Raw genomic sequence first — 20276 nt, forward strand, 5'->3', positions numbered from 1 at the left:
CGATCCTCACAGTCCGTACGTTTTGCCGATGATGTCTCGCTGAATCTCGTTGGTACCACCATAAATGGAGGACACAAGAGTCTTTCGCACATGGTGCTCCATGTCGAACTCAGTCGCGTAACCGTACCCACCCATCATCTGCATCCCCTCGAGCGCGACCTTCTTGGCGGTCTCGGTCAGCTTGAGCTTGGCCATCGACGCTTCCCGCGGGAACATCTTGGTCGGGTTGGCGTCGACCATCCTGGCCACGCTGTAGACCAGCAGACGGCCGCATTCGATCTCCGTGGCGAGATCCGCGATCCGATGGCGAAGCGCCTGAAACGATCCGACCGGACGGCCGAACTGCTTACGCGTGGTTACGAATTCGAGGGTGTCGTCGAAAGCGCGCTGCGCGGTCCCGAGCATCATCGCCGCGAGGATGAGGCGTTCTATGTTGAGTCCGGCCATGAGTTGACGCCAGCCGTTGCCTACTTCCCCAACCACCGCGTCCTCGGGCAGGAATGTGTCGGTGAAGTAGAGATCGTTGACCTCCTTGCCGCCCATGGTGTCGATTCCACTGATCTTCAATCCGGAGATGTCGGCCGGGACATGGAACATCGTCAGGCCCTCATGCTTGCCTTCACCTCGGGATGTGCGAGCCACCAGAAGGATGTTCTCGGCGAAGTGCGCGTTGGAACACCACGTCTTCTGGCCGTTGATCAGCCACCCACCGTCGACCTTCTCGGCGCGGCAACTCAGATTTCCCACGTCGGAGCCCGCTTCGGGTTCGGACATCGAGATCGACTGAGACGCGCCACGGACGATCCCGCCGAGCACTGCCTCCTTCTGGGCCGGACTGCCGAACTTCTCGTATGCAGCCCCGGTGATGACGGTCGGGCCGAGTCCACCGATCGGCGCCATGCCCTTGGCGGCTTCCTCCAGAAAGATGCACAGGTCGACCGTGCTTCCGGCGGATCCGCCGTATTCCTCCGGGACAGTCAGCCCGAGCCATCCCAATTCCGCCATCTTCTCGTAGAACGCCTGGTTGTGGTTATGGGCGCCATGATCGGTCAGCAGGTCTCGCTGCTCACGGGTACCACTTTCCTTCTTGCAGAACGACGCTACCGACTTGGCGAAATCAGACTGCTCCTGCGTGAAATCCATGTACATCGAAAACTCCCGAGTGAGATGAGGCTGGAGGCTTGTCGGAGCTCGGTCCGACGCATACTGTGACTACCAGCACAGTAAATCACATCACATATATGTGATGCACCGACATGTGGAGGATCTGAAGAACATGACAGAACAGCTCGGCCGCCAGAGCACGTCCACGTCGACAGATCCGAGATCGGACGATCACACTTTCGCGAGCCTCGACCCTCGCAATGATTCCGTGGTCGCGCAGCACCCCATTGCAGACCAGCAGGAGATCGAGAAAGCGGTCGCCGCAGCACGCACGGCGTCGAAGTGGTGGGATCAACTCGGATTCCAAGGCCGCCGGAAGGTGCTCGGCAATTTCCGCGCCGCGATCGCCACTCACGCCGAATCGATGGCGGCGATCATTTCCGCCGAGACCGGAAAACCCAGCGACGACGCACTACTCGAAGTCATGCTGGCCGTCGAACATCTCGACTGGGCGGCACGCAACGCACAGAAAGTGTTGCGCCGCAGACGCGTCGGTGCAGGACTGATCAGCGCCAACCAGTCTGCATCCGTCGGCTACCGGCCGATGGGCGTCGTCGGCGTGATCGGCCCCTGGAACTATCCGCTGTACACACCGATGGGGTCGATCGGCTACGCACTGGCCGCCGGCAACGCCGTAGTCTTCAAACCGAGCGAACTCTCACCAGGCGTCGGCGTCGAATTGGCCCGGCTGTGGAACATCGCCGCACCCGGACACCCTGTCCTGCAGACCATTACCGGTGACGGAAAAACCGGTGCACTTCTGTGTTCGTCCGGTGTCGACAAGATCGCATTCACCGGTTCGACCGCTACCGCAAAGCGCGTAATGGCCGCCTGCGCGGACACCCTCACCCCCCTGGTCGCCGAATGCGGCGGCAAGGACGCCATGCTGGTGGACTCCGACGCCAACCTCGATGCGGCCGTGAGCTTCGCGGCATTCGGGGCAGTGGGCAACGGCGGACAAACCTGTGCCGGCGTCGAACGAATCTACGTCGCAGCGCCCGTGTACGACGCCTTCCTGTCCAAGCTCACCGCCGCGCTACGAGACGCCCACGCCGGCGCCACCGACAGCTCGACCTACGGGCCGATGACGCTGGGAAAGCAGACTGCGATAGTCCGGGGCCAGATCGAAGACGCTCTCAGTCGCGGCGCGAAAGCTGTACTCGGCGGACTTGATTCGTTCAACGGTCCGTTCATCGATCCGATCATCCTGACGGATGTTCCGGAGGATTCCACGGCGATCACCGAGGAGACGTTCGGCCCGAGCGTCGTGGTGAACAAGGTCGCCGACATGAACGAGGGGATCGAGCGCGCCAATGCATCGAAGTACGGCTTGGGCGCCTCGGTGTTCACCAAGAGTTCGTCGAAGGGCCGAGCGATTGCCGAAAAGCTCGAATGCGGTGTCGTCACGGTCAATTCGGTTCTCGGATTCGCCGGAATCGCCGCCCTGCCGTTCGGCGGGGTCGGCGATTCCGGATTCGGCCGTATCCACGGAGCCGATGGGCTGCGTGAGTTCAGCAGTGTGAAATCACTGGCCGTTCAGAAGTTCAACGCTCCGCTGGACCTGCTGACCATCGAGCGAAAAGCCAGGGACATGAAGATCTCACGTTGGATGCTGGCGAAACGCCACGCGAAGTCCTGAGAGATCAGGCGATCAGCCGGCGGTGACGAGCACCTGCTCGTCGCTGTCGGCTGCTTCGAGTTCACGAACCAGCGGAAGCACCTTGGCCCCGAAGTATTCGATCTCCTCCTGGAAATGCAGGAATCCGCCGAGAATCAGATCGACACCGCGACGGCGATATTCGACGATCCGATGCGCGATTTGTTCCGGCGTGCCGATCAGTTGTGAGCGGAAACCGTCGTTGTACTGAACCAAGTCCTCGAACGTCGAATCCGCCCACATCCCGTCCTTGGACGCGGTCGATGCGCCGGCCTGTTGGACTGCATTCTTGAATCCCTCGACCGCAGGGCGGTTGGCCTTGGCGATGATCTCGCGCAGTGTGTCCTTTGCTTCCGCCTCGGTGTCGCGGGCGATGATGAATCCGTTGAGCCCGAACTTGACCTCCCGATCGTTCTCACGAGCAACACGGCGAACGTCGACCAACTGTTCGGTGACGCCGTCGTAGTCCTTGCCGTTACTGAAGTACCAATCCGAATACCGGCCCGCGTTCTCACGGGCTGCCGCCGAGTTACCACCTTGGAACAGTTCGGGATTGGGGCGCTCCGGAGTGTTGAGAGGCTTCGGCTTCAACGTGAAGTCGTGGATGCGGTAGAAGTCGCCGCGGAAATCGACGTCGTCCTCCGTCCAGATCTTCCGAAGAACCTGCAGGAACTCGGCGCTACGCCGATAACGCTCGTCGTGCTCGAGCCACGGCTCGCCTAGATGTGTGAACTCGTCCTTGAACCAACCACTGACGACGTTGACGGCAAAACGACCGTTCGACAAGTGATCGGCGGTAGCGCCCAGTTTCGCCAACACGGCCGGCTGCCAGAGTCCCGGATGCACCGCGGCGATCACCTTGAGCTTCTCGGTGGCCAGGAGAAGCGCAAGGCTGAAGCTCGTGGATTCGTGCTGGAATTCGGCCCCGTAGCTCGCCTCGTAACGTACCTGGCTCAGGGCGTACTCGAAGCCGTTGTTCTCGGCGGTCTGCGCCAGCTTCTTGTTGTACTCGTAGTCCCAGCTGGTCCGCTGCTCGATGTCGGAGGTGACCAGACCACCACTGACATTGGGCACCCAGTAGGCGAACTTGATCTCGTCGGCGATGCGTTCAGTAGACATGAAACCCAGCAAACATGCAGTTCCCAGTGGTTTCCAGGGTAGCGATCACACAGGTTGTAAGTGTTGGGTGGGTGCTGCGACTGTGAAACGGTGGCAGCATGACTGCTGTGGACATTCAGGAGATCGCGCACCGCATCACCAGCGAGGACGAGGCGCTCTCGGTGGCGTCACAGCTGTCCGACGAGTTCGCGGCAGGTGCCGGAGTCCGCGATGCGCAGCGCCTCCTTCCCCACGACGAGGTTCGCACCCTGGCGCGGTCCGGCTTGCTCGGACTCTCGGTGCCGAAGGAGTTCGGTGGCATCGACGCAAGCACCGAGACGTTGGCCGAGGTCTTCCGCCTACTCGCCGAGGGCGATCCCAGCATCGCGCAGATTCCGCACAGCCACTTCACTTTCCTGGAAGCGCTCCGGTACCAGGGGTCTAACGAGCAGAAGCAGTTCTTCTACGCCGAAGCATTGTCGGGCAAGCAGTTCGCCAACGCCCAGAGCGAGCGCGGCAACAAGACCATCGACATCGACGGCACCACTCTCACCTCCGACGGGGAAGACTTTGTGCTCGAAGGTCGAAAATTCTATTGCACAGGAGCACTTTTCGCAGATTGGATCGTGGTGCGTGCCGCCAATGCGGATCAATTCACCGAGACCGGCGCACAGGTGAAATCCGCGGTCTACCTACCCCGGAATACTCCCGGACTGTCGATCGTCGACGACTGGGACGGCATGGGACAGAAGACAACTGCAAGCGGAACCGTGACCCTGGAATCCGTTTCGGTGCCGCGGTTCAATGTCGTGCCCTTCACGTCGCTCTTCACTCACCCGACCACCTACGGAGCACAGGCCCAGATCCTGCACGCCGCGATCGACACCGGCATCGCGTCGGCTGCACTGCGTGAATCCGTGAAACTCGCGGCAAAGGCGCGTCCCTTCTTCGAAGCGAAAGTCGATACAGCGGTGGAGGATCCACTGCTCGTTCAACTCGCCGGCGAAGCGGCAATCGAGGTTCGCGCTGCCAGATCCCTCTTGGCGGAAGCAGCGCGATCGATCGACGTGGCGCGTCGTGATCCCACCGAGGACTCCACGGCCCGAGCATCCATCGACGCTGCAACTGCCAAAGTGGTCGGCGCCAGGGCGTCATTGGCGGCCACGAGCACTTTGTTCGAGATCGGTGGCACCAGAAGCGCGGGCGAATCGGCGAACCTCTCCCGATTCTGGCGTGACGCGCGCACGCACACCCTGCACGATCCGACGAGGTGGAAGGTCCAGCACATCGGCCGGTGGACACTGTCCGGGACAATCCCACCGCGGCACGGACTGCTGTGAACACACTCAGTCGGAGTTCATATATCCGCTGATCAAGACTTCCAGTCCTTCCAAGTAGCTCTCAGTCGTCGTCCCTCCAGGCCAGTCCTCGAGCACCTCACTGAGCACCGGCAGTTTCTCGGGCCCGATTTCTCGGATCTTGACCGCGAGAGGTGACACGCTGCCTTCCGGTCGCGTAGTGGTGTCGTAGATGTTGAGCAATGCGCCGAGTGTGTAGTTCCACAGCGCTCGATAGACCAACAGTGCGCGACGAGGTGACATACCGAGTTCGACACACGCAGCCATCGCCCGATCGACCAAGACCACAGCGCCGCTCCCACCACGGCCACCGCGCTGAAGCAACTCGATGATCCAGCGCTCCGACGCCAGCTTTTCGAAGATCGCGGTGAAGATCGTGCGAAGCCGTTCGACCTGATCCTGCGGCAGGACCAGCGCGCCGAGATCTTGTGAGTACACATCGAGCACCGCGCTGATCAGCTGTTCCTTGTCGCCCACGTGCCGGTACAGCGCCATCGGCGTGGTGCCGAGCGACTTCGCCAACGCTCGCATGCTCAACGCGTCGGCGCCGCCGGTCTGTAGCTGCCGTTTCGCCTCGTCGACTATCTGCTCCGACGTGATCATCGGAGGACGTCCGAGCCGCGGTGATCTCGGTTCCATCTGTTCGGCCATCCGTCGATTGTGCGCGCCCCTGCTACGACGCTCTCGCCCGGGGAACCCCTTGCATCTCAGTCGCCAGCAAGGTAAACCTAACTACTTATGAGAACGCGTATACAAATTAGGTACCTGCAATGACAACAACAACTCGAGCGGTAGCCGCACCGGCTCTGGTCCTCACAGCCGCCGCGGCAGCGCAGTTCCTGGTGGCCTTCGACATGTCGGTCATCAACGTCGCACTGCCCGACATCCAGGAATCGCTGAACTTTTCCGACGCCGGGTTGTCCTGGGTCGTCAACGCGTACGCCCTCGCCTTCGGCGGACTGCTGCTTCTCGGCGGTCGTCTGTGCGACGTGATGGGCACTCGTCGAGTTCTGGTTTCCGGGCTTCTGCTGTTCGCCCTCGTCAGCATCGTCGGCACCTTCTCCGTGTCCGCCGAAATGCTTGTCGGAGCTCGGGCACTTCAAGGCGTCGGCGCTGCACTGATCGCGCCGGCCGGGCTCGCCGCACTCAGTCAGGCCTTTCCCACCGGACGCGCCAGGGCCAAGGCATTCGGCATCGGCGCAATGTCGTCAGCACTGGGCGGCGCACTCGGTGTCGTCCTGAGCGGCATTTTGACCGAAGGGCTCAGTTGGCGATGGTGATGTTCGCCGGCGCACCAGTGGCCCTGATCGCCGCAGTTGCCGGTGCCCGTGGCCTGCCGGCCGGCCAAGCCGCCAGAGGCGGCTCCCTCGATCTCCCCGGAGCCATCTTGGCGACGGCCGGAATCACCGCCCTTGTCGGCACAGTGATCGCCACGGAATCACATTCCTGGACTTCGGGTTACGTGCTGGGTGGATTCGCGCTCACGATCGCGCTGCTCACTGCTTTCGTTGTGGTCGAAAGCCGCTGCGCCACACCACTGGTACGACTGTCCACCCTGCTTCGACCCCGAATCGGACTGGCCAACGCCATCATGTGCCTGGTGTGCGCGGCACAGTTCAGCGCGTTCTTCTTCGTCTCACTCTTCCTGCAACGCGGGCTGGGCTATTCACCGACCACCACCGGTCTGGCTTTCCTACCCTTCTGCTTCGGCCTGGTGATCGGCATCCTCGCGTCCACCAAACTCCTTCCGCGCTACGGAGTTCGACCGCCGCTCGTAGTCGGGACAGCAGTCGCCGCAATCGGAACTTTCATGTTTTCGACCATGAACCTCGACAGTCCCTTCTGGGCCGTCATCCTGGTGCCTTCGCTTCTGGCGAGCATCGGCATCGGTCTGTCGTTCATGCCGCTCAGTAACGTCGCCACCGCCGACGCTCCCCCGAAGAAGTCGGCATGGCATCCGGGCTACTGAGTACATCGCGTCAGATCGGCGGTTCACTCGGACTAGCCGTTCTCGTGAGCGTCGCCGCTTCCTCGACGGCACGTTCGGACAGCGCGCCGACCGAAGCACTGGTTTCCGGATACTCCCAGGCCCTCTTCGTCTGCTCCGGCCTACTGCTGGCCGGTACCCTCCTGTCCTTCTTCTTCCCACGAATGGATCGTTGACCTCAGATGTTCACCACCCGAACCGCATTCGGCATCGTCTCGGCGCTTCTCCTGACCGTCGCCGGCGCAAGCGCGTGCAGCAGCTCCGCCGAGTCCGACACCGCCTCTGCAACTCGCTCCGTCACCCACGAACTCGGCACCGTCGAAGTTCCGGCCTCACCGCAGCGCATTCTCGCGCTCGACGAGTACGCGGGGTTGAGTGCACTCGCACTCGGCGTGAAGCCCACCGTCGTCTACAGCACCCTGCGATCGGACGTCGCCAAGTCGATCCTGCGCGAGCAGGGCGTCGAAGTTCTCGACAAGCCAACCTTCTTCGCCAACCCCGCCGTCGAGGAGATCGCGTCCGTCGAACCCGATGAAATCTTGATGAGCAATGCCGGTCCATTACCGAGCCTGTTCGCTCAGATCAACGCCGTGGCGCCAACCTTGGTCCTCCCGTACTCGGCGCCGTGGCGTGACGTGCTCGAACAAGCTGGGGCACAGCTCGATCGAGGCAGTGAAGCAACCGCCATGATCGGAAAGCTGGAATCCGTTCTCGAAGACGTCAAGTCCGCGGCTGCCGGCCAGAGCCTTGCGATCCTTCTCGGCTACAGCGGAAACCTGTTCACCGTGCCACCGACCACTCCCATCTCCACACTGGTCACCGAGGCCGGATTCACCAGGCCGGCATCGGAAATCAACGCGACCAACAATCAAGACACCGGCACGATTTCGCCCGTCTCGCCTGAACTCCTACCCGAGCATGCGGCGCAGACCGTCGCCGTACTTTCCGGGCAGCAGTACGACGCATCCATCGTGCGAAACACTCCACTGTTCGACAACCTGACACCCGATCCGGCGCACGCTCTGGACGTCAGCGGTGATCTCTGGTTCGGCAGCCATCCTTTTGCCATCTACTGGATCATCCAGGATCTGGACGGCATCGCACATGGCAAGGGGCAGAACAGTATCGGAACCCTCGACAGCGCCGACGCGCGATGGACGGCATTCAGCGCGCTCTGACGTCCTGACGGAAGGTCAGCGGAGAAACACCCACCCGGGTGGCGAAGAACTTCGTGAAGTTCGCAGAATCGTCGAACCCCAACTTCGACGCCACCTGGGTGACCGTGTCCGTGCCGAAAGACAGCAGACGTTTCGCTTCGAGAACCACACGCTGATCGATGTACTGCTTTGCCGTCATCCCGGCAGCGGCTCGGGTGGCCCGCAGCACAGTCTTCTCGGAGTACCCGATCTTGTTGGCGTACTCCGAAACCGAACGGACCGTGGCGAAGTCACGTTCGACAACGGCATGAAACCTTTCGAACACGTCATTGTGCGCCAGCACGGAACTCTGTTCCTGTCCACCGAGATGGGTCAGTTTCAACAGAATTGCTGTCAGCGTGTGCCGCAGAATGGCCGCGCGAACGACCGGCGCGGAAGTATCCGGGCAGCCGTAGTTCAGGTTCAGGTGTTTCATACCCGTGCTGATGGTCTCGAGGTTCTCACCGGACAACTGCCACGCTGCCTGCCGACTGCGAGCGTTCCCGTCCAACAACTGCTGACTGACGGCATCGAGCGACGAGGGCGTGAACAGAACAACCGTCGCCTCGAAATCCTGGATTCGCCCCCACTGTTGCACCTGCCCCGGTCTGACCCAGAACACGGTCCCCGGGCTCACCGCGTAGTTCACGAAGTCGATGGTGTGTAGCGCCGAGCCCTCGGTCACCAGAGCGAGCAAGTGAAATTGCGGACGTTGGGGGCCGACGAACTCTGCGCTTCCCCCGTTGATGCGAATGGTGTCCAGGCTGAGTACTTCGATCTCGGTCGCATCTGCCACCGACGATGCGTACCCGACGTCCCGGACGGGTACTTGTCTGTTTTTCACTAGTTCGGGACTCATCTTCACCGTGACCGAATACCCGAATGCGACATACCGTCAGGGTATCAATCAGTTCACGCTCGGATAGGAATCTTCCAGTGCAGACATCACGCTCGGAAACAGCAGGCAAGACGCAACTCACCTACGTCTTCGACGCCTATTGCGGGTGGTGTTTCGGCTTCGGCCCTGCGTTGACGGAGTTCGTCCGTCAAAATGCCGATTCCATCGACTTGTCCGTGGTCAGCGGCGGACTGTTCACCGGTGAGCGCGTCGCGCCCATGTCTTCGGCTCCGTACCTGAAATCAGCCAACGCCACCATCGCCGCCCAGACCGGCGCTGTCTTCGGTGACGGATATTCACAACTGGTGACTGATGGGCGGTTCGTCATGGATTCGACGGATGCAGCGATCGGACTCGCCGCACTGCGCGCGCAAGATCCGACACGCGCCCTCGACATCGCGGAGGCCATGCAGATCGCGTTCTACCGAGACGGGCGCAGCCTTTCCGATCCCGAGACATACCGATCCATCGCGGAATCCCTCGAACTCGACCCATCTGCCGCGGTGTCTTCCCTGTTCACCGCCGCCTCGAAGGATGCCGCCCGCGCTGATTTCGTCCGAGCACGCAGGCTCGGCGCCACTTCGTTTCCGACGCTGTTGTTCCACGGGAGCGACGGGTCCGTCGTGAAATTCGGTTCTCCGACCAGTACCGCGGCCGATCTCACCCGCGACCTGAACACGTGTGTGCGGGCGTATGCGGTGGCTTGACCCACCCACCTTGCGAGCGAAAGGTACGCCCGGCGCCTTCAGTACGCCGAACGTACCTTTCGCTCAGCGTGACTTCACCCAAATCACTTCGGCCCCCCTTCTGGTTTGATGAACACCGAACGAATCGCACCAAAGGGGAAACGACAGTGGTTTCAGATCCGATCACGGGCCTGGAGATGGAACTTGCCGACATGTGGCAACGAGGACGCGCCCAGGCGCGCACCTATGCGCGCGCAATTCATCCCAAACTCGATCCGGCGCTCTACCCGGTTCTGGTCATCCTGAACCGTTCGGATGCGGTGCGGATGTCCGACCTGATCTGCACCCTCGATATCGAGAAGTCCACCTTGACCAGGCAAATCGACGCCGCAGCTCGACTCGGCCTGGTGGAACGAATCCCCGATCCCGACGACGCTCGCGCCAAGTTGGTAGCTCTGACCCCTGAGGCGCGAACGAAGCTCACGACCATCCGCAATCACCAGATAGATCGCTGGCGCGCCCGACTCGCGAAATGGGATACGGACGACATCACCACGCTGACAGCGCTGCTTCACCGACTGGGCAGTTCCGAGGACTGACGACAAATTAGTCGTGATGGGCAGCCCACTCGAACAGCCGGACGATTTACGCCGTCACGACAATTCTGCAGCAGCACGCAGGATCAACTGGGTGACCTCGTGCGGGTGGGACGCCAAGGATGCATGGCCTGCGTCGAGTTCCTCGATCTCGCGGGCACCGATACGCTCTGCCATCCATCGCTCGGTTTCCGGCGGAATCATTCGGTCCTGCCCTGAAACCTGATACCAACTGGGCTTCCCACGCCATGCCGGCGGCCCTGACGGGTCCGAGAAGCACTGACCCGCAATGGGTTTCTGCGTCAGCGCCATGACCAATGCTTCCGTGTCGTCGAGATCCTGACTGAAACTCTCCTGAAACTTGTCCGGGGCGATCCACAAGAAGCCCTCGGCGTCCGGCGCGATGTTCGCCGCGCCCGCCGGCTGATCCGTGCGGGCGAAGATACTTCCCAGGCTGTCACCCTCGTCCGGCGCGAAGGCAGCGATATATACCAGTCCCACAACGTTTTCCGCATGACCCGCGCCTGTGATCACCGCGCCGCCGTACGAGTGTCCGACCAGCAGGGTCGGGCCGTCCATCGATTCGGCCAACTTCCTGGTCCGGTCCACGTCGTCGGCGAGCGAAGTAAGCGGATTCTGGACCGCAACCACTCGATGCCCGGCGTTGTGCAGGGTGGGTATGACGTGACGCCAATGAGAACCGTCTCCCCAGGCTCCATGCACCAGAACGATGTTTACCTTCTCTGTCATGACCAACTCCTCCAGATACGCAGTGCGACGAATACTCCGACGATCGGCAAGCCTTCGAAACCCAGGCCTTGCCTGTTACCCACGTTAAGGGGATCCTGGATCAATAACCATGACCAGATTGCCAAGTTTTTGTGCAGAAACGCCGAATGCTCGAGACCATCGGAGTGATCGATCCATGAGGACAACATCATCACAGCGGTACGTACCCACCACGGACGAGAGTCGAACCCGGGACACCCTCTCGCACGTTCTCGAAGTCGTCCACCTTCGCGGTGATCAGATTCATCGCTGCGTCCACGGCGAGAACTTCACCGTGGAGGTACCCACTGGGGTGCGAGCACTTCACATTGCCGAGCACGGTGACATCGTGATCAGAACGCAGGGCAAAGCCCCGATCGAACTCGGCCCCGGGGAACTCGTACTGTTACCCCATGGGCATGCTCATACGATCGAGAATGCGATGCCGATGCACCCGAAAAACGAAACATGTTGGCTTTTCGGTACTTTCACACTCGACGACGTCGCAGCGCAGCGACTGCTGTCCGTTCTGCCGGACTTCGTCGAACTGCGCGCGACACAAGGGACCCCGGTCGAGTGGCTCGATGTGAGCAGCCGACTGTTGGGCGCCGAGGTGGACGATCCGAAACCTGGTTCCTCCGTGATGGTTTCCCGGATTCTCGACCTTCTCTTCGTCCAGATCCTCAGAGCGTGGGCTCGAGCGGACGGATCGAACGGCGGATGGTTGACCGCAGCAATGGATCCACGAATCGGGCAGGCCCTCGAGGCCGTCCACAACGACCCGTCACGCAACTGGACCATCGACGAACTGGCGACGCTGTCCACCCTGTCGAGATCGTCTTTTGCGGAGCGCTTCTCGCGACTGGTCGGCCAGACGCCCGGCGCTTACATCACCGAGCGCCGACTCGACCGTGCCGCCGAACTACTCGTGCAAACCACCGAGCCGGTCGGAACCATTGCGATAACTGTCGGCTACGAATCCGATGCCGCGTTCAGCCGCGCCTTCCGTCGACGATTCGACGCCTCGCCGTTGAACTGGCGAAAGTCCAACTCCCACAATCACTGACGTCAGGTCGCAGCGATTACGCCTGCGACCGGGATCCGGCCGAGAACTGCAACGCGGAAGTCCACCATCGCGCGCTCCACGTGATTGGCGCTCGAGACCACAACCACGCCGGTCGCGCCTCGATCGGCGAGAATCCGCGCAGAGTTGATCGCATTCTCGACTGTCGACCACGAAGTTCCCTCTTCGGTGATCCGGCCCGGGTTGACGCCGTTGGCAACGAGCCATTCGCGCATCGCCCTGGCTTCCGTTACTCCGGCCTTCGGAGCCCCACCGCTTGTGATGATCGGAGACTGCGGGTACTGACGGGCCAGCTGGAGCGCCGCCTGAAGCCGGTCGACCAACATCGGACGCATCGTGCCGTCGTCGAAGAGGCCGGCACCCAAGACGACGATGTTCGTGCCCACGGGGTTGAGGTCGAGCAGCACGGGCGACTGGCGTGTCAGCGTCTCAGCACTCGTGCACGCAAGAATGAGAGACCGCACCGGTGTTTGGCAGCCGCCCACCGTCGACAGGATGCCGTTGACGACCGTCGTCGGAGTGATGTCGGCACTCGCTGTCGCCGGCGACAATCCCACTCCGGCTGCGGCGATTACCGAAGCAGCAATCAATCCCTTCGTCAGAGACCTACGAACATTTGCCATGTAGCCGAACCCCCAGATTGTCGATTGTCCAGCCCACGGTAACGAACATTTCGTCGCGATTGCATCATTTGACTCAAATTTACTGTTCACTGACCGTCACACAGATTAAACATAAATATTGGGCAACAATTCGGGTTCGAAACCGTCATCTACCAGCATCTCGAATCGACGCGCCTGCCGCGTTACCGATCTGAGCTGCAGCATCCCCGAGCAGGCCGGCGACACTGAACGGCAACAATTCGTTGTTGCAGATCACGATGTTGCATCCGGGTGTTCCTGCTCGCCCCGTCCCGACCATCGTGTCGAAGATCAATTCGGGGTTCGCGAAGCCGACGAGCTGTGACGGATCGTCGATGAGCGGACCACCCGACCCATGCACGGGAGGCCCGACGTACGGCGGCGGTGGAACGTCCACGATCGAAGCGACGACAAGCCGCAAGAACTCCTGGAGATAGAGATCCCGAGGCGCGTTCTGCCACACCGGATGCGAAACATACTTGCTCACCGGCGCATTCACGGAGTAGAAGTCCTCGCCCGCGTTCACCCAGGTCAAGAAGCCGTACCCCCCATTGGACGGAGAGGGCGCGGACAACTCGTCGAGGTAGGCGGAGTCGATCAACGTCTGATCACGCCACGCGCCTCGTTGCACCATCAGCTGACCCAGTCTGGCCATGTCTCCCGGCCGCATTGCCAATCCGAGAATCAGACACGTTCACAGAGAACCACAGACACATCACGTTTGGGAAGAGTCCGCCTCCATGCCGATTGCGCGACGCGCTCCCAGCGCCATGGTGACCTGTACAAGGTCTTTCGGTGACGACAGGTCAAGTCCCGTCAGGGAACTCGCTTTACGCAGGCGGTACACGACCGTGTTCGGGTGTACGTGCAACTGCCGAGCGGTGGTAGCTCGATCGAATCCGGAGTCGATGAAAGATTCGAGCGTCTCGAGCACGGCAGGGTCGGACTCCAACGGCGACAACACATCTGCGAGGATCGGCAGCGCAGCGCTCGGGCGGGTCAGTTGATACTCCACTGCAAGATCCTCGAGACGCACGACCCCACTGGTGCGTCCGTACTTTCGGGCAACGTTCAACACCTCGCGCGCCTGCGTGACCGCCGCTGGAATTGCCGTGGGCGCCGCGACGTGTACAGCGGCAACCGTCGATGCACCGATGACCTTCTCGAGATCACCCAATCGTCGACACAATGAAAGATATTGCGGACTCGACGCCCAGTTCCCCTCAGCGGGTTCCGATTCCACAATAGGAATCAGTACGGCTCCGCCACTGCTCCCGAGCACCCCGAGCGCTTTGTCACGCCCCACCTGATCGAGCTCTCGTTGCAGGTGGCGCACCTTTCTCCGCTCGGCGACGGCAGTGTCCACCTCGGTCGAGGACTCGTCGTCATTCCGTTCGACGTGCAGCGCCACCACCCAGTACAGGCGCGCCAACCTGATGCCCACATCGTCGGAGACCCGATCAACATCGACACCCGTCGAAAGTGCTACGAACAATGACCTTCGCGCAGAATCCTCGTCCGTCTGGGTGGCGTGGTCGGAACCGTAGCCGGCAAGAACCGCCGACGCGGAGGCCGCGGTGTATGCATTCAAGAGTCGTCCGGTGCGGGCAAGTGCGACACCGTCTTCCGGGACCGCCCATTCGCTGATGGTCTCCCACCACAGCCCGGCAGCCAGGTGATATGCCCGCAGCACCTCACCGAGCGGAACCAATTCCTGAGCCCGTTGGCGAGCCGATTCGCTGATGTCGGCGAGCAACTCGGGCGCCAGATCGGCGCCGGTCCGCAGCATCGAAATGAACAGTTCCAGATTGCGCCTCACGATGGTGGTGACGTCGTTACGTAATGCCTCGTCAGGGAGCAACCGGTAGAAGGTGACGTCGCGGTGGACCAGATCGACTGTCTCAATGACCAGTGGATGGGTGCGTTGCGCCAGTCGGTCGGCCAGAGATCTGCCACCAACCAGAATCGGCTCGAACGGCAGATCTTTGTTTCCTGACACAAAACCCTCCACAGAATTGAATTGTCACCACAAGGCCGACCTGCCTTTTTCCTATCACTATGTAACCCACACCACTCACGAATTCACAATCAGCGGCGTAACTGGAAGTCCCACCTTCGACCAAGAGGAGCCTCGAGTGACGTGGAAAACGCGCAGCGCAGCCATTCTGGCAGGCGTCGTGGCTGCCGGTTCGATCGCGGCTCTCGGGACCGGTGTGTCGAGTGCCGAGACACCGGTCAGCACTATCCAGTACGTCGCACTCGGCGATTCCGCGGCGGCCGGCCCACTGGTCACCGCGCAGGACTCGTCGTCACCGGGTTGTCTACGATCACTCGACAACTACCCGTCCGTGGTGGCGCGAGAACTCGGCGCTCAACTCACGGATATGACCTGCTCGTCGGCGCGATCCGCCAACGTCACGGACACCGCACAATCGACGTTCTCCGGTCAAGTATCACCGCAGGCAACAGCATTGGGGCCTGATACCGACCTCGTCACCATCACCATCGGTGCCAACGACATCTCGTTGTTCCCGACAGTTCTGAGTTGCGTCAATCCACTCCCCGAACCCGCCGGAACGTCCTGCCGTGACAAGTTCACCTCCGGTGGCGTCGATCAACAGCGACAAATGATCGAAAATGCGTCCACAGGTTGGAGTTCCATGATCGAAGTCGCGCAGGATCGAGCACCTTCGGCGCGCATCGTCGTGGTCGGATACGGAACATACATCCGTGGTGGCGGCTGCCCCGGCACTCAGCCGTTCTGGCCGCGCGACGCCGACTATCTCCAGAGTGTGATCGACTACGGCAACACGGTCATGGCAGCAACTGCGGCCCGTCACGGCGTCGAGTACATCGACATCACCGAAACCACTGCCGGGCATGACATCTGCACGGACCCTGCCACTGCTTACTACACGGGAATCGTCCCTACCCAGCCGGCGGTTCCACTGCATCCCACTGCGGCCGGGATGCAGGCGATCGGGAAAACGGTCGCCGACGCTCTGTCCTGAGCTTCTCCCCCAGCACAATTCATTCAGCACTCGCGAAAAGGGTGGAACAATCATGTCAATTCAACGAGACGCTCCGCCGCTGCCGTCCGTCGACGGCGCCCCTGTCGGAACACGTGACAAACTTCTCGGCGGCACACTCGTCGCCCTGTTTCTCGCGAACATGCTCAACTTCTTCGACCGGGCGATCCCCTCGGTCGTTGCCGAGCCGATCAAGAACGAGTTTTCGCTCAGTGACTTGCAATTGGGATTGATCACCTCTGCATTCACCCTCGTCTACGCAGTCGCAGGACTGCCTCTGGGCCGGTTGGCCGACACGAAGAACCGTCCCAAGATCATCGGGATCGGACTCCTGGTGTGGAGCGGACTGACGGCAGCAACCGGTGCCGCCGGCAGCTACGTGCTGTTCATCCTCGCGCGTCTCGGCGTCGGTGTGGGCGAAGCGACCTTCACACCCGCAGCAAACTCGATGATCGGCGATATCTACCCGGCGGAACGACGCTCACGCGCACTTGGTGTCTTCATGCTCGGTTTGCCAATTGGCCTCATGCTCGCCTACTTCACCGTCGGCAAGATCGCCGAGGCATTCGACAGCTGGCGTGCACCGTTCTTCCTCGCGGCGATTCCCGGTGTCCTGCTGGCAGTCGTGCTCTACCGCATGGCAGATCCGGTTCGTGGTGGTTCCGAAAGTCCGGAGGCCCGCGCAGCCGCTGTTTCACAGGCACCGATCACCCGCCCGATCCGTCGTCTGCTCGCAATTCCCACGCTTCGTTGGCTCATCCTTGCCGGGCTGACGTTCAACTTCGCCGCCTACGCAGTGAATTCGTTTGTCGTCCCACTGCTCATGCGCCAGTACCATCTGAAGCTGACTGCGGCGGCATCGGTCACGGGCATCATCGTCGGAATCACGGGCCTGATCGGATTGCTTCTCGGCGCTCGCTACGCGGACAAGGCCAGCGCACGCTCACCGCGCGCACGGTTGATGATCGGTGTCGGAACCTCGGCATTGGCGGCACCTTTGACGGCGCTGGCACTGTTGCAACACGGCGGAAACGTCGTGATGTTCACGCTCTTGTTCTCGGCCGGGTGGCTTCTGGCCTACGGCTTCTACATCAGCGTCTACCCTGCCATTCACGACGTCGTGGTTCCCAGGCTCCGCGGCACTGCGACGGCGCTGTTCTTCGCTGCCATGTACCTTCTCGGCGGATTCTCCGGACCGGTTGCCGTTGGAGCGATCTCGGACTGGTTCGCCAAGCGTGCGCTTGCAGATGCCGGTACCGGGAAGTTGGCTCAGTACGCCGGCGACGGGTTGAACTCGGCCATGTATCTCGTGCCGATCATGTTGGCACTCACCGCGGTATTCATCTACCTGGCTACCCGCACTGTAGGCAAGGACTCCGCGCGCATGCAAGCGGAGCTGAGCCAGGCCTGACCGACAAGTTCACGGGCGGTGGCGGGACCCTGAGGCCCCGCCACCGCCGAGTTCAGTTGACCGTAATCGCCAGAGTCGACAACATGGACCGCAACATGTCCGGCAAGCGAGCGATCATTCGCTGCTCGGTTATCCGAACGGAGACGGGCGCGGCCAGCGTCGCTCGCCACAGTTCCGGTTGATTCTTCATCAGGTTGTTGTAGACCGGGAGCAACTGATCGTTGATGTAGGTCCAACGACCATCCCGGTCCGCCCAGTTGAAGTCCGGAAGCGGCGTTTGCACAACAGCATTGCCCACCGCGAACGAGAGCGGGTTCGACTCGCGTGGCGGCACGACGCCAGGCATCGACGGTGATGCGGCGAAGGTGGTCAGGTAAGTCAACGAGCGACCAACGCTGCCGCGGTAGGCCTTCGCCTCGTCCCACTGATCACCCACCGACTGGTACTGCTCCCTTCGCAGCAGACGCACATTGCCGTCGAAGACCGATTCCGGTGTCCCCGAAGCAATGTTGTTCCACGCGATACGGGCGTTCTCGTCGAGCAGCCCTGCGCGATCGAGTTCGGCGATGCCGTCGACACCGTCGTGAACCCACGCCATGTGCATGGGAATCAGGTCCGAGAAGATGTGTTTGCTCATCGCAATCACTTTCCCCTGGAACCACATCACGTCCTCGGGGCGAATCTCGTGGCCGACCTCGAGAAGTGCCGCAATGTCCTCGGGTGCTCCCATCGACGATGCAACCGGCGACCCGATGCGGTCGATCTCTCGCCAGACCAGTGCCATCGCCTCGCTGATCGCTTGGACTTCCAGCACAACCCGCCCGTAGTCCAAGTCGAGGAGTCCACCGGCGAAAGCGGGCCCGACCATTCCTCCCATACCTGCCCACTGCAGCTCTCGATGCTCGAGCTGGAGTCGCTCGTAGAACTGGAAAGTGTTGGTGAGGTTTCCGAGATTCGCGTGCACACCGTCGAACGGAGTCCACGAAGCGAGATCGATACCTGCCGACTCCGTCCCGACCGCGAGCCAGTACTGCTTGAGCAGTGTCTGATAGCGATGCGGATCCACTCCCGAGGCTCGGGCGGTATCCACCAAAGACCGCAGCGTCGCGGAATCCGATGGCAGAGAAGGATGCAGGCCGCCCGTGGCTTCGGCGTTTGCGTTCACTGCTTCCAGGTCGAGGTACCTGTCGAGCTCACCAGTACCCGCGGACGCCCTGCCTCCCAGTACGACGGCACCGCCGATACCTGCCGAAGCAACGAGAACCGTGCGCGCAAAATCCCTGCGCGTCAGAGACTTCCGCAAGCTCATCGTCCCTCGGCTTCGTCGAACGTCTTTGCCAGCCAGGCGATGTCCTGCATACCCAGCTGATCGGTCACCGTCTTGTACAGGTTGGTCACGTAATCGAGCGGCCCGCACTGCGACGGGAGCAGGTCCACGTTGCCGCCGTCTGCTCGATATGTCTGCGCCAAGTGCTCTGCCTCACTGAAGGGAACGAGAAAGTCGTCCTCACAGGAAGAAATCAGAAGCTTGGAAGCCGGCGCCTGCTTTCCCAACGTGTTGTCCGCGTACGCCGCGGCCAGCGCAGGGATCGTTCGGGGCGAAGGGTTGGTAAGTAGGACGTCGAACGGAACGAATGGGAGTCCGAGGTAGAGCGCCTGGCAGGACGCGCGGAAGGCTGCGGCGACGTTGTGACCGATCGGAGTCAGATGGTCGTCGAGCCGAACGTCGGGGTAGCCCGCGTCGAATCCGAGAATGCTCGAGAAGACGAATCCGGAACCGATCCCACCGGCCGCTGTTTCCTCGAACGTTGCCGGGTCGATCATCATCGCCTGAATGGCACTGGCCTGGACGTTCAGTTCCGGCGCATATTCATGGGCCTGTTCCGCGGCAAAGCCCGCTGCGACACCGCCTCCGGCGACACCGTAGATGCCGACAGGGGTGTCTGATTCGAGGCCGCCTTCCGGAAGCGCGAGTGCTGCCCGAACGCCGTCGAGCGTTGCCTTCCCTGAGAACTGTCCGATCGAGAACGGATGGGGAGCAGTGTCGCCGTCGTTGCCGACGTCGCTCATCATCACTGCCCAGCCGTGGCCGAACATCTGAGCCACCGGGCCGAGCGCCGAGAACATCGCCGGGTCGCTCTGATTGCCGCCGGTCCACTGGTGACTTGGTGCGCAGTTCGCGCCGAGGCTGTCGTTCGCCTCGGCGTATCCGATGATCTTGCGATCACCTGGCGCAGTTCCGTCCTCGGGAATCATCAGAATTCCGGTGCTGATCACCTGCCGACCGAAGTGATCAGTGGTGGTGTACATGAGTTGGTGAGCCGAGACCACGTCGGGACGGACCTGGTAGACCTGCACGCTGACCGGACGCGCTTTGAGAAGTGTGCCGGGGGCGGTACCCGGCTCGATTTCAGGTTCGTCGAACCACGGATCATCGGACGAGAGCCCGAGTGGAGTCAATTCGGTGGAAATGTCAGCGCCTTGGAGTGCCTTCACGACCAACGGGTTGAACACGTCGGCCAGGTCGACGGTCTCCTGCGCACCAGCCGGCGACCCCACCGCAAACAAGGCCACTGCCAGGGCCGATGCCGTTCCGGCGCGCCATGACCACCGTCGCCACGTCGAGTCAAACATCGTTCACGAGTTCCTTACTTTCGGGTAATGAGCACCCCTACACTCCCATTCACCTGCATTAACAGACAA

22 protein-coding genes are annotated in these 20276 nt (G+C 61.6%); 11 read left to right on the top strand and 11 right to left on the bottom strand.

Going from position 1 to position 20276, the window contains the following annotated elements:
* Window positions 1–6: 6 nt before the first annotated feature.
* Window positions 7–1149: an acyl-CoA dehydrogenase family protein gene (locus tag EHW12_RS27285; protein WP_007730792.1), complete on the bottom strand. Its 1143-nt coding sequence runs from the start codon at window positions 1147–1149 to the stop codon at window positions 7–9.
* A 127-nt stretch (window positions 1150–1276) separates the two neighbouring features.
* Here EHW12_RS27285 and EHW12_RS27290 point away from each other — a divergent pair, with 127 nt between their 5' ends.
* Window positions 1277–2803: an aldehyde dehydrogenase family protein gene (locus EHW12_RS27290; RefSeq protein ID WP_164490601.1), complete on the top strand. Its 1527-nt coding sequence runs from the start codon at window positions 1277–1279 to the stop codon at window positions 2801–2803.
* A gap of 12 nt (window positions 2804–2815) precedes the next feature.
* Here EHW12_RS27290 and sfnG read toward each other — a convergent pair whose 3' ends face one another.
* The gene (sfnG, locus tag EHW12_RS27295; protein ID WP_007730790.1) at window positions 2816–3940 is read right to left on the bottom strand and encodes a dimethylsulfone monooxygenase SfnG; all 1125 of its coding nucleotides are present in this window, start codon (window positions 3938–3940) and stop codon (window positions 2816–2818) included.
* A gap of 98 nt (window positions 3941–4038) precedes the next feature.
* On the opposite strand from sfnG, the gene EHW12_RS27300 reads away from it, so the two are divergent.
* Entirely contained in the window at window positions 4039–5259 is a 1221-nt protein-coding gene (locus EHW12_RS27300) for an SfnB family sulfur acquisition oxidoreductase (protein ID WP_125052200.1), read from the top strand.
* 6 nt (window positions 5260–5265) lie between these two features.
* Here the strand turns inward: EHW12_RS27300 and EHW12_RS27305 are convergent, their stop codons facing one another.
* Window positions 5266–5928: a TetR/AcrR family transcriptional regulator gene (locus EHW12_RS27305; RefSeq protein ID WP_125052202.1), complete on the bottom strand. Its 663-nt coding sequence runs from the start codon at window positions 5926–5928 to the stop codon at window positions 5266–5268.
* Between the two features lie 119 nt (window positions 5929–6047).
* Between EHW12_RS27305 and EHW12_RS35480 the strand changes: the two genes are divergently transcribed.
* Genes EHW12_RS35480 through EHW12_RS27315 form a run of 4 tightly spaced genes read left to right on the top strand, consistent with a single transcriptional unit; the run spans window position 6048 to window position 8442 of the window.
* Entirely contained in the window at window positions 6048–6557 is a 510-nt protein-coding gene (locus tag EHW12_RS35480) for an MFS transporter (protein ID WP_241199054.1), read from the top strand.
* Complete coding sequence (locus EHW12_RS35485; RefSeq protein ID WP_241199055.1) at window positions 6551–7246, top strand: MFS transporter; 696 nt, start codon at window positions 6551–6553, stop codon at window positions 7244–7246. The genes EHW12_RS35480 and EHW12_RS35485 overlap by 7 nt, the downstream gene beginning before the upstream one ends.
* A complete protein-coding gene (locus EHW12_RS35490; RefSeq protein ID WP_241199056.1) occupies window positions 7228–7440 on the top strand; it encodes a hypothetical protein in 213 nt (70 codons plus the stop codon). Before EHW12_RS35485 ends, EHW12_RS35490 begins: the two co-directional genes overlap by 19 nt.
* 6 nt (window positions 7441–7446) lie before the next feature.
* Entirely contained in the window at window positions 7447–8442 is a 996-nt protein-coding gene (locus tag EHW12_RS27315; RefSeq protein ID WP_125052204.1) for an ABC transporter substrate-binding protein, read from the top strand.
* Here EHW12_RS27315 and EHW12_RS27320 read toward each other — a convergent pair.
* A complete protein-coding gene (locus EHW12_RS27320; RefSeq protein ID WP_030536057.1) occupies window positions 8429–9256 on the bottom strand; it encodes an AraC family transcriptional regulator in 828 nt (275 codons plus the stop codon). The two genes, EHW12_RS27315 and EHW12_RS27320, sit on opposite strands and share 14 nt — an antisense overlap.
* 140 nt (window positions 9257–9396) lie before the next feature.
* Between EHW12_RS27320 and EHW12_RS27325 the strand changes: the two genes are divergently transcribed.
* Window positions 9397–10065 (top strand): DsbA family protein, encoded by a 669-nt coding sequence (locus tag EHW12_RS27325; protein ID WP_054826049.1) that lies wholly within the window; start codon window positions 9397–9399, stop codon window positions 10063–10065.
* A 146-nt stretch (window positions 10066–10211) separates the two neighbouring features.
* Window positions 10212–10643, top strand: a complete 432-nt coding sequence (locus EHW12_RS27330; RefSeq protein ID WP_003942924.1) for a MarR family transcriptional regulator — start codon at window positions 10212–10214, stop codon at window positions 10641–10643.
* Window positions 10644–10697: 54 nt separating this feature from the next.
* Here the strand turns inward: EHW12_RS27330 and EHW12_RS27335 are convergent, their stop codons facing one another.
* Together EHW12_RS27335 and EHW12_RS35495 are read right to left on the bottom strand one after the other, a co-directional pair.
* Window positions 10698–11390, bottom strand: a complete 693-nt coding sequence (locus EHW12_RS27335) for an alpha/beta hydrolase (protein ID WP_007730784.1) — start codon at window positions 11388–11390, stop codon at window positions 10698–10700.
* Between the two features lie 190 nt (window positions 11391–11580).
* Window positions 11581–11748 carry a hypothetical protein gene (locus EHW12_RS35495; RefSeq protein WP_230359946.1) on the bottom strand — a complete coding sequence of 56 codons (168 nt, stop codon included), beginning with the start codon at window positions 11746–11748 and terminating at the stop codon, window positions 11581–11583.
* On the opposite strand from EHW12_RS35495, the gene EHW12_RS27340 reads away from it, so the two are divergent.
* Window positions 11671–12474, top strand: coding sequence for an AraC family transcriptional regulator (locus EHW12_RS27340; RefSeq protein ID WP_228402304.1), 804 nt, complete (start codon window positions 11671–11673; stop codon window positions 12472–12474). The genes EHW12_RS35495 and EHW12_RS27340 overlap by 78 nt on opposite strands.
* A 2-nt stretch (window positions 12475–12476) precedes the next feature.
* Here EHW12_RS27340 and EHW12_RS27345 read toward each other — a convergent pair whose 3' ends face one another.
* From EHW12_RS27345 to EHW12_RS27355, 3 genes are read right to left on the bottom strand one after another with little or no spacing between them, the layout of a single operon-like run.
* Entirely contained in the window at window positions 12477–13205 is a 729-nt protein-coding gene (locus tag EHW12_RS27345) for a YdcF family protein (protein ID WP_030536059.1), read from the bottom strand.
* A gap of 55 nt (window positions 13206–13260) precedes the next feature.
* Window positions 13261–13788 (bottom strand): hypothetical protein, encoded by a 528-nt coding sequence (locus tag EHW12_RS27350; protein ID WP_007730781.1) that lies wholly within the window; start codon window positions 13786–13788, stop codon window positions 13261–13263.
* Between the two features lie 60 nt (window positions 13789–13848).
* A complete protein-coding gene (locus tag EHW12_RS27355; RefSeq protein ID WP_116058266.1) occupies window positions 13849–15132 on the bottom strand; it encodes a PucR family transcriptional regulator in 1284 nt (427 codons plus the stop codon).
* 136 nt (window positions 15133–15268) lie between these two features.
* Between EHW12_RS27355 and EHW12_RS27360 the strand changes: the two genes are divergently transcribed.
* Window positions 15269–16144, top strand: a complete 876-nt coding sequence (locus EHW12_RS27360) for an SGNH/GDSL hydrolase family protein (protein WP_042446375.1) — start codon at window positions 15269–15271, stop codon at window positions 16142–16144.
* A 52-nt stretch (window positions 16145–16196) separates the two neighbouring features.
* Window positions 16197–17573, top strand: coding sequence for an MFS transporter (locus EHW12_RS27365; protein ID WP_003942962.1), 1377 nt, complete (start codon window positions 16197–16199; stop codon window positions 17571–17573).
* A gap of 52 nt (window positions 17574–17625) precedes the next feature.
* On the opposite strand, the gene EHW12_RS27370 is transcribed toward EHW12_RS27365, so the two are convergent.
* Window positions 17626–18882 (bottom strand): hypothetical protein, encoded by a 1257-nt coding sequence (locus tag EHW12_RS27370; RefSeq protein WP_052959792.1) that lies wholly within the window; start codon window positions 18880–18882, stop codon window positions 17626–17628.
* On the bottom strand, window positions 18879–20207 hold the full coding sequence (locus EHW12_RS27375) for a lipase family protein (protein ID WP_116057753.1): 1329 nt from the start codon (window positions 20205–20207) through the stop codon (window positions 18879–18881). Before EHW12_RS27375 ends, EHW12_RS27370 begins: the two co-directional genes overlap by 4 nt.
* Between the last annotated feature and the right edge of the window lie 69 nt (window positions 20208–20276).

It is taken from the genome of Rhodococcus sp. NJ-530 (assembly GCF_003860625.1).
Lineage (GTDB): Bacteria > Actinomycetota > Actinomycetes > Mycobacteriales > Mycobacteriaceae > Rhodococcus_F > Rhodococcus_F qingshengii.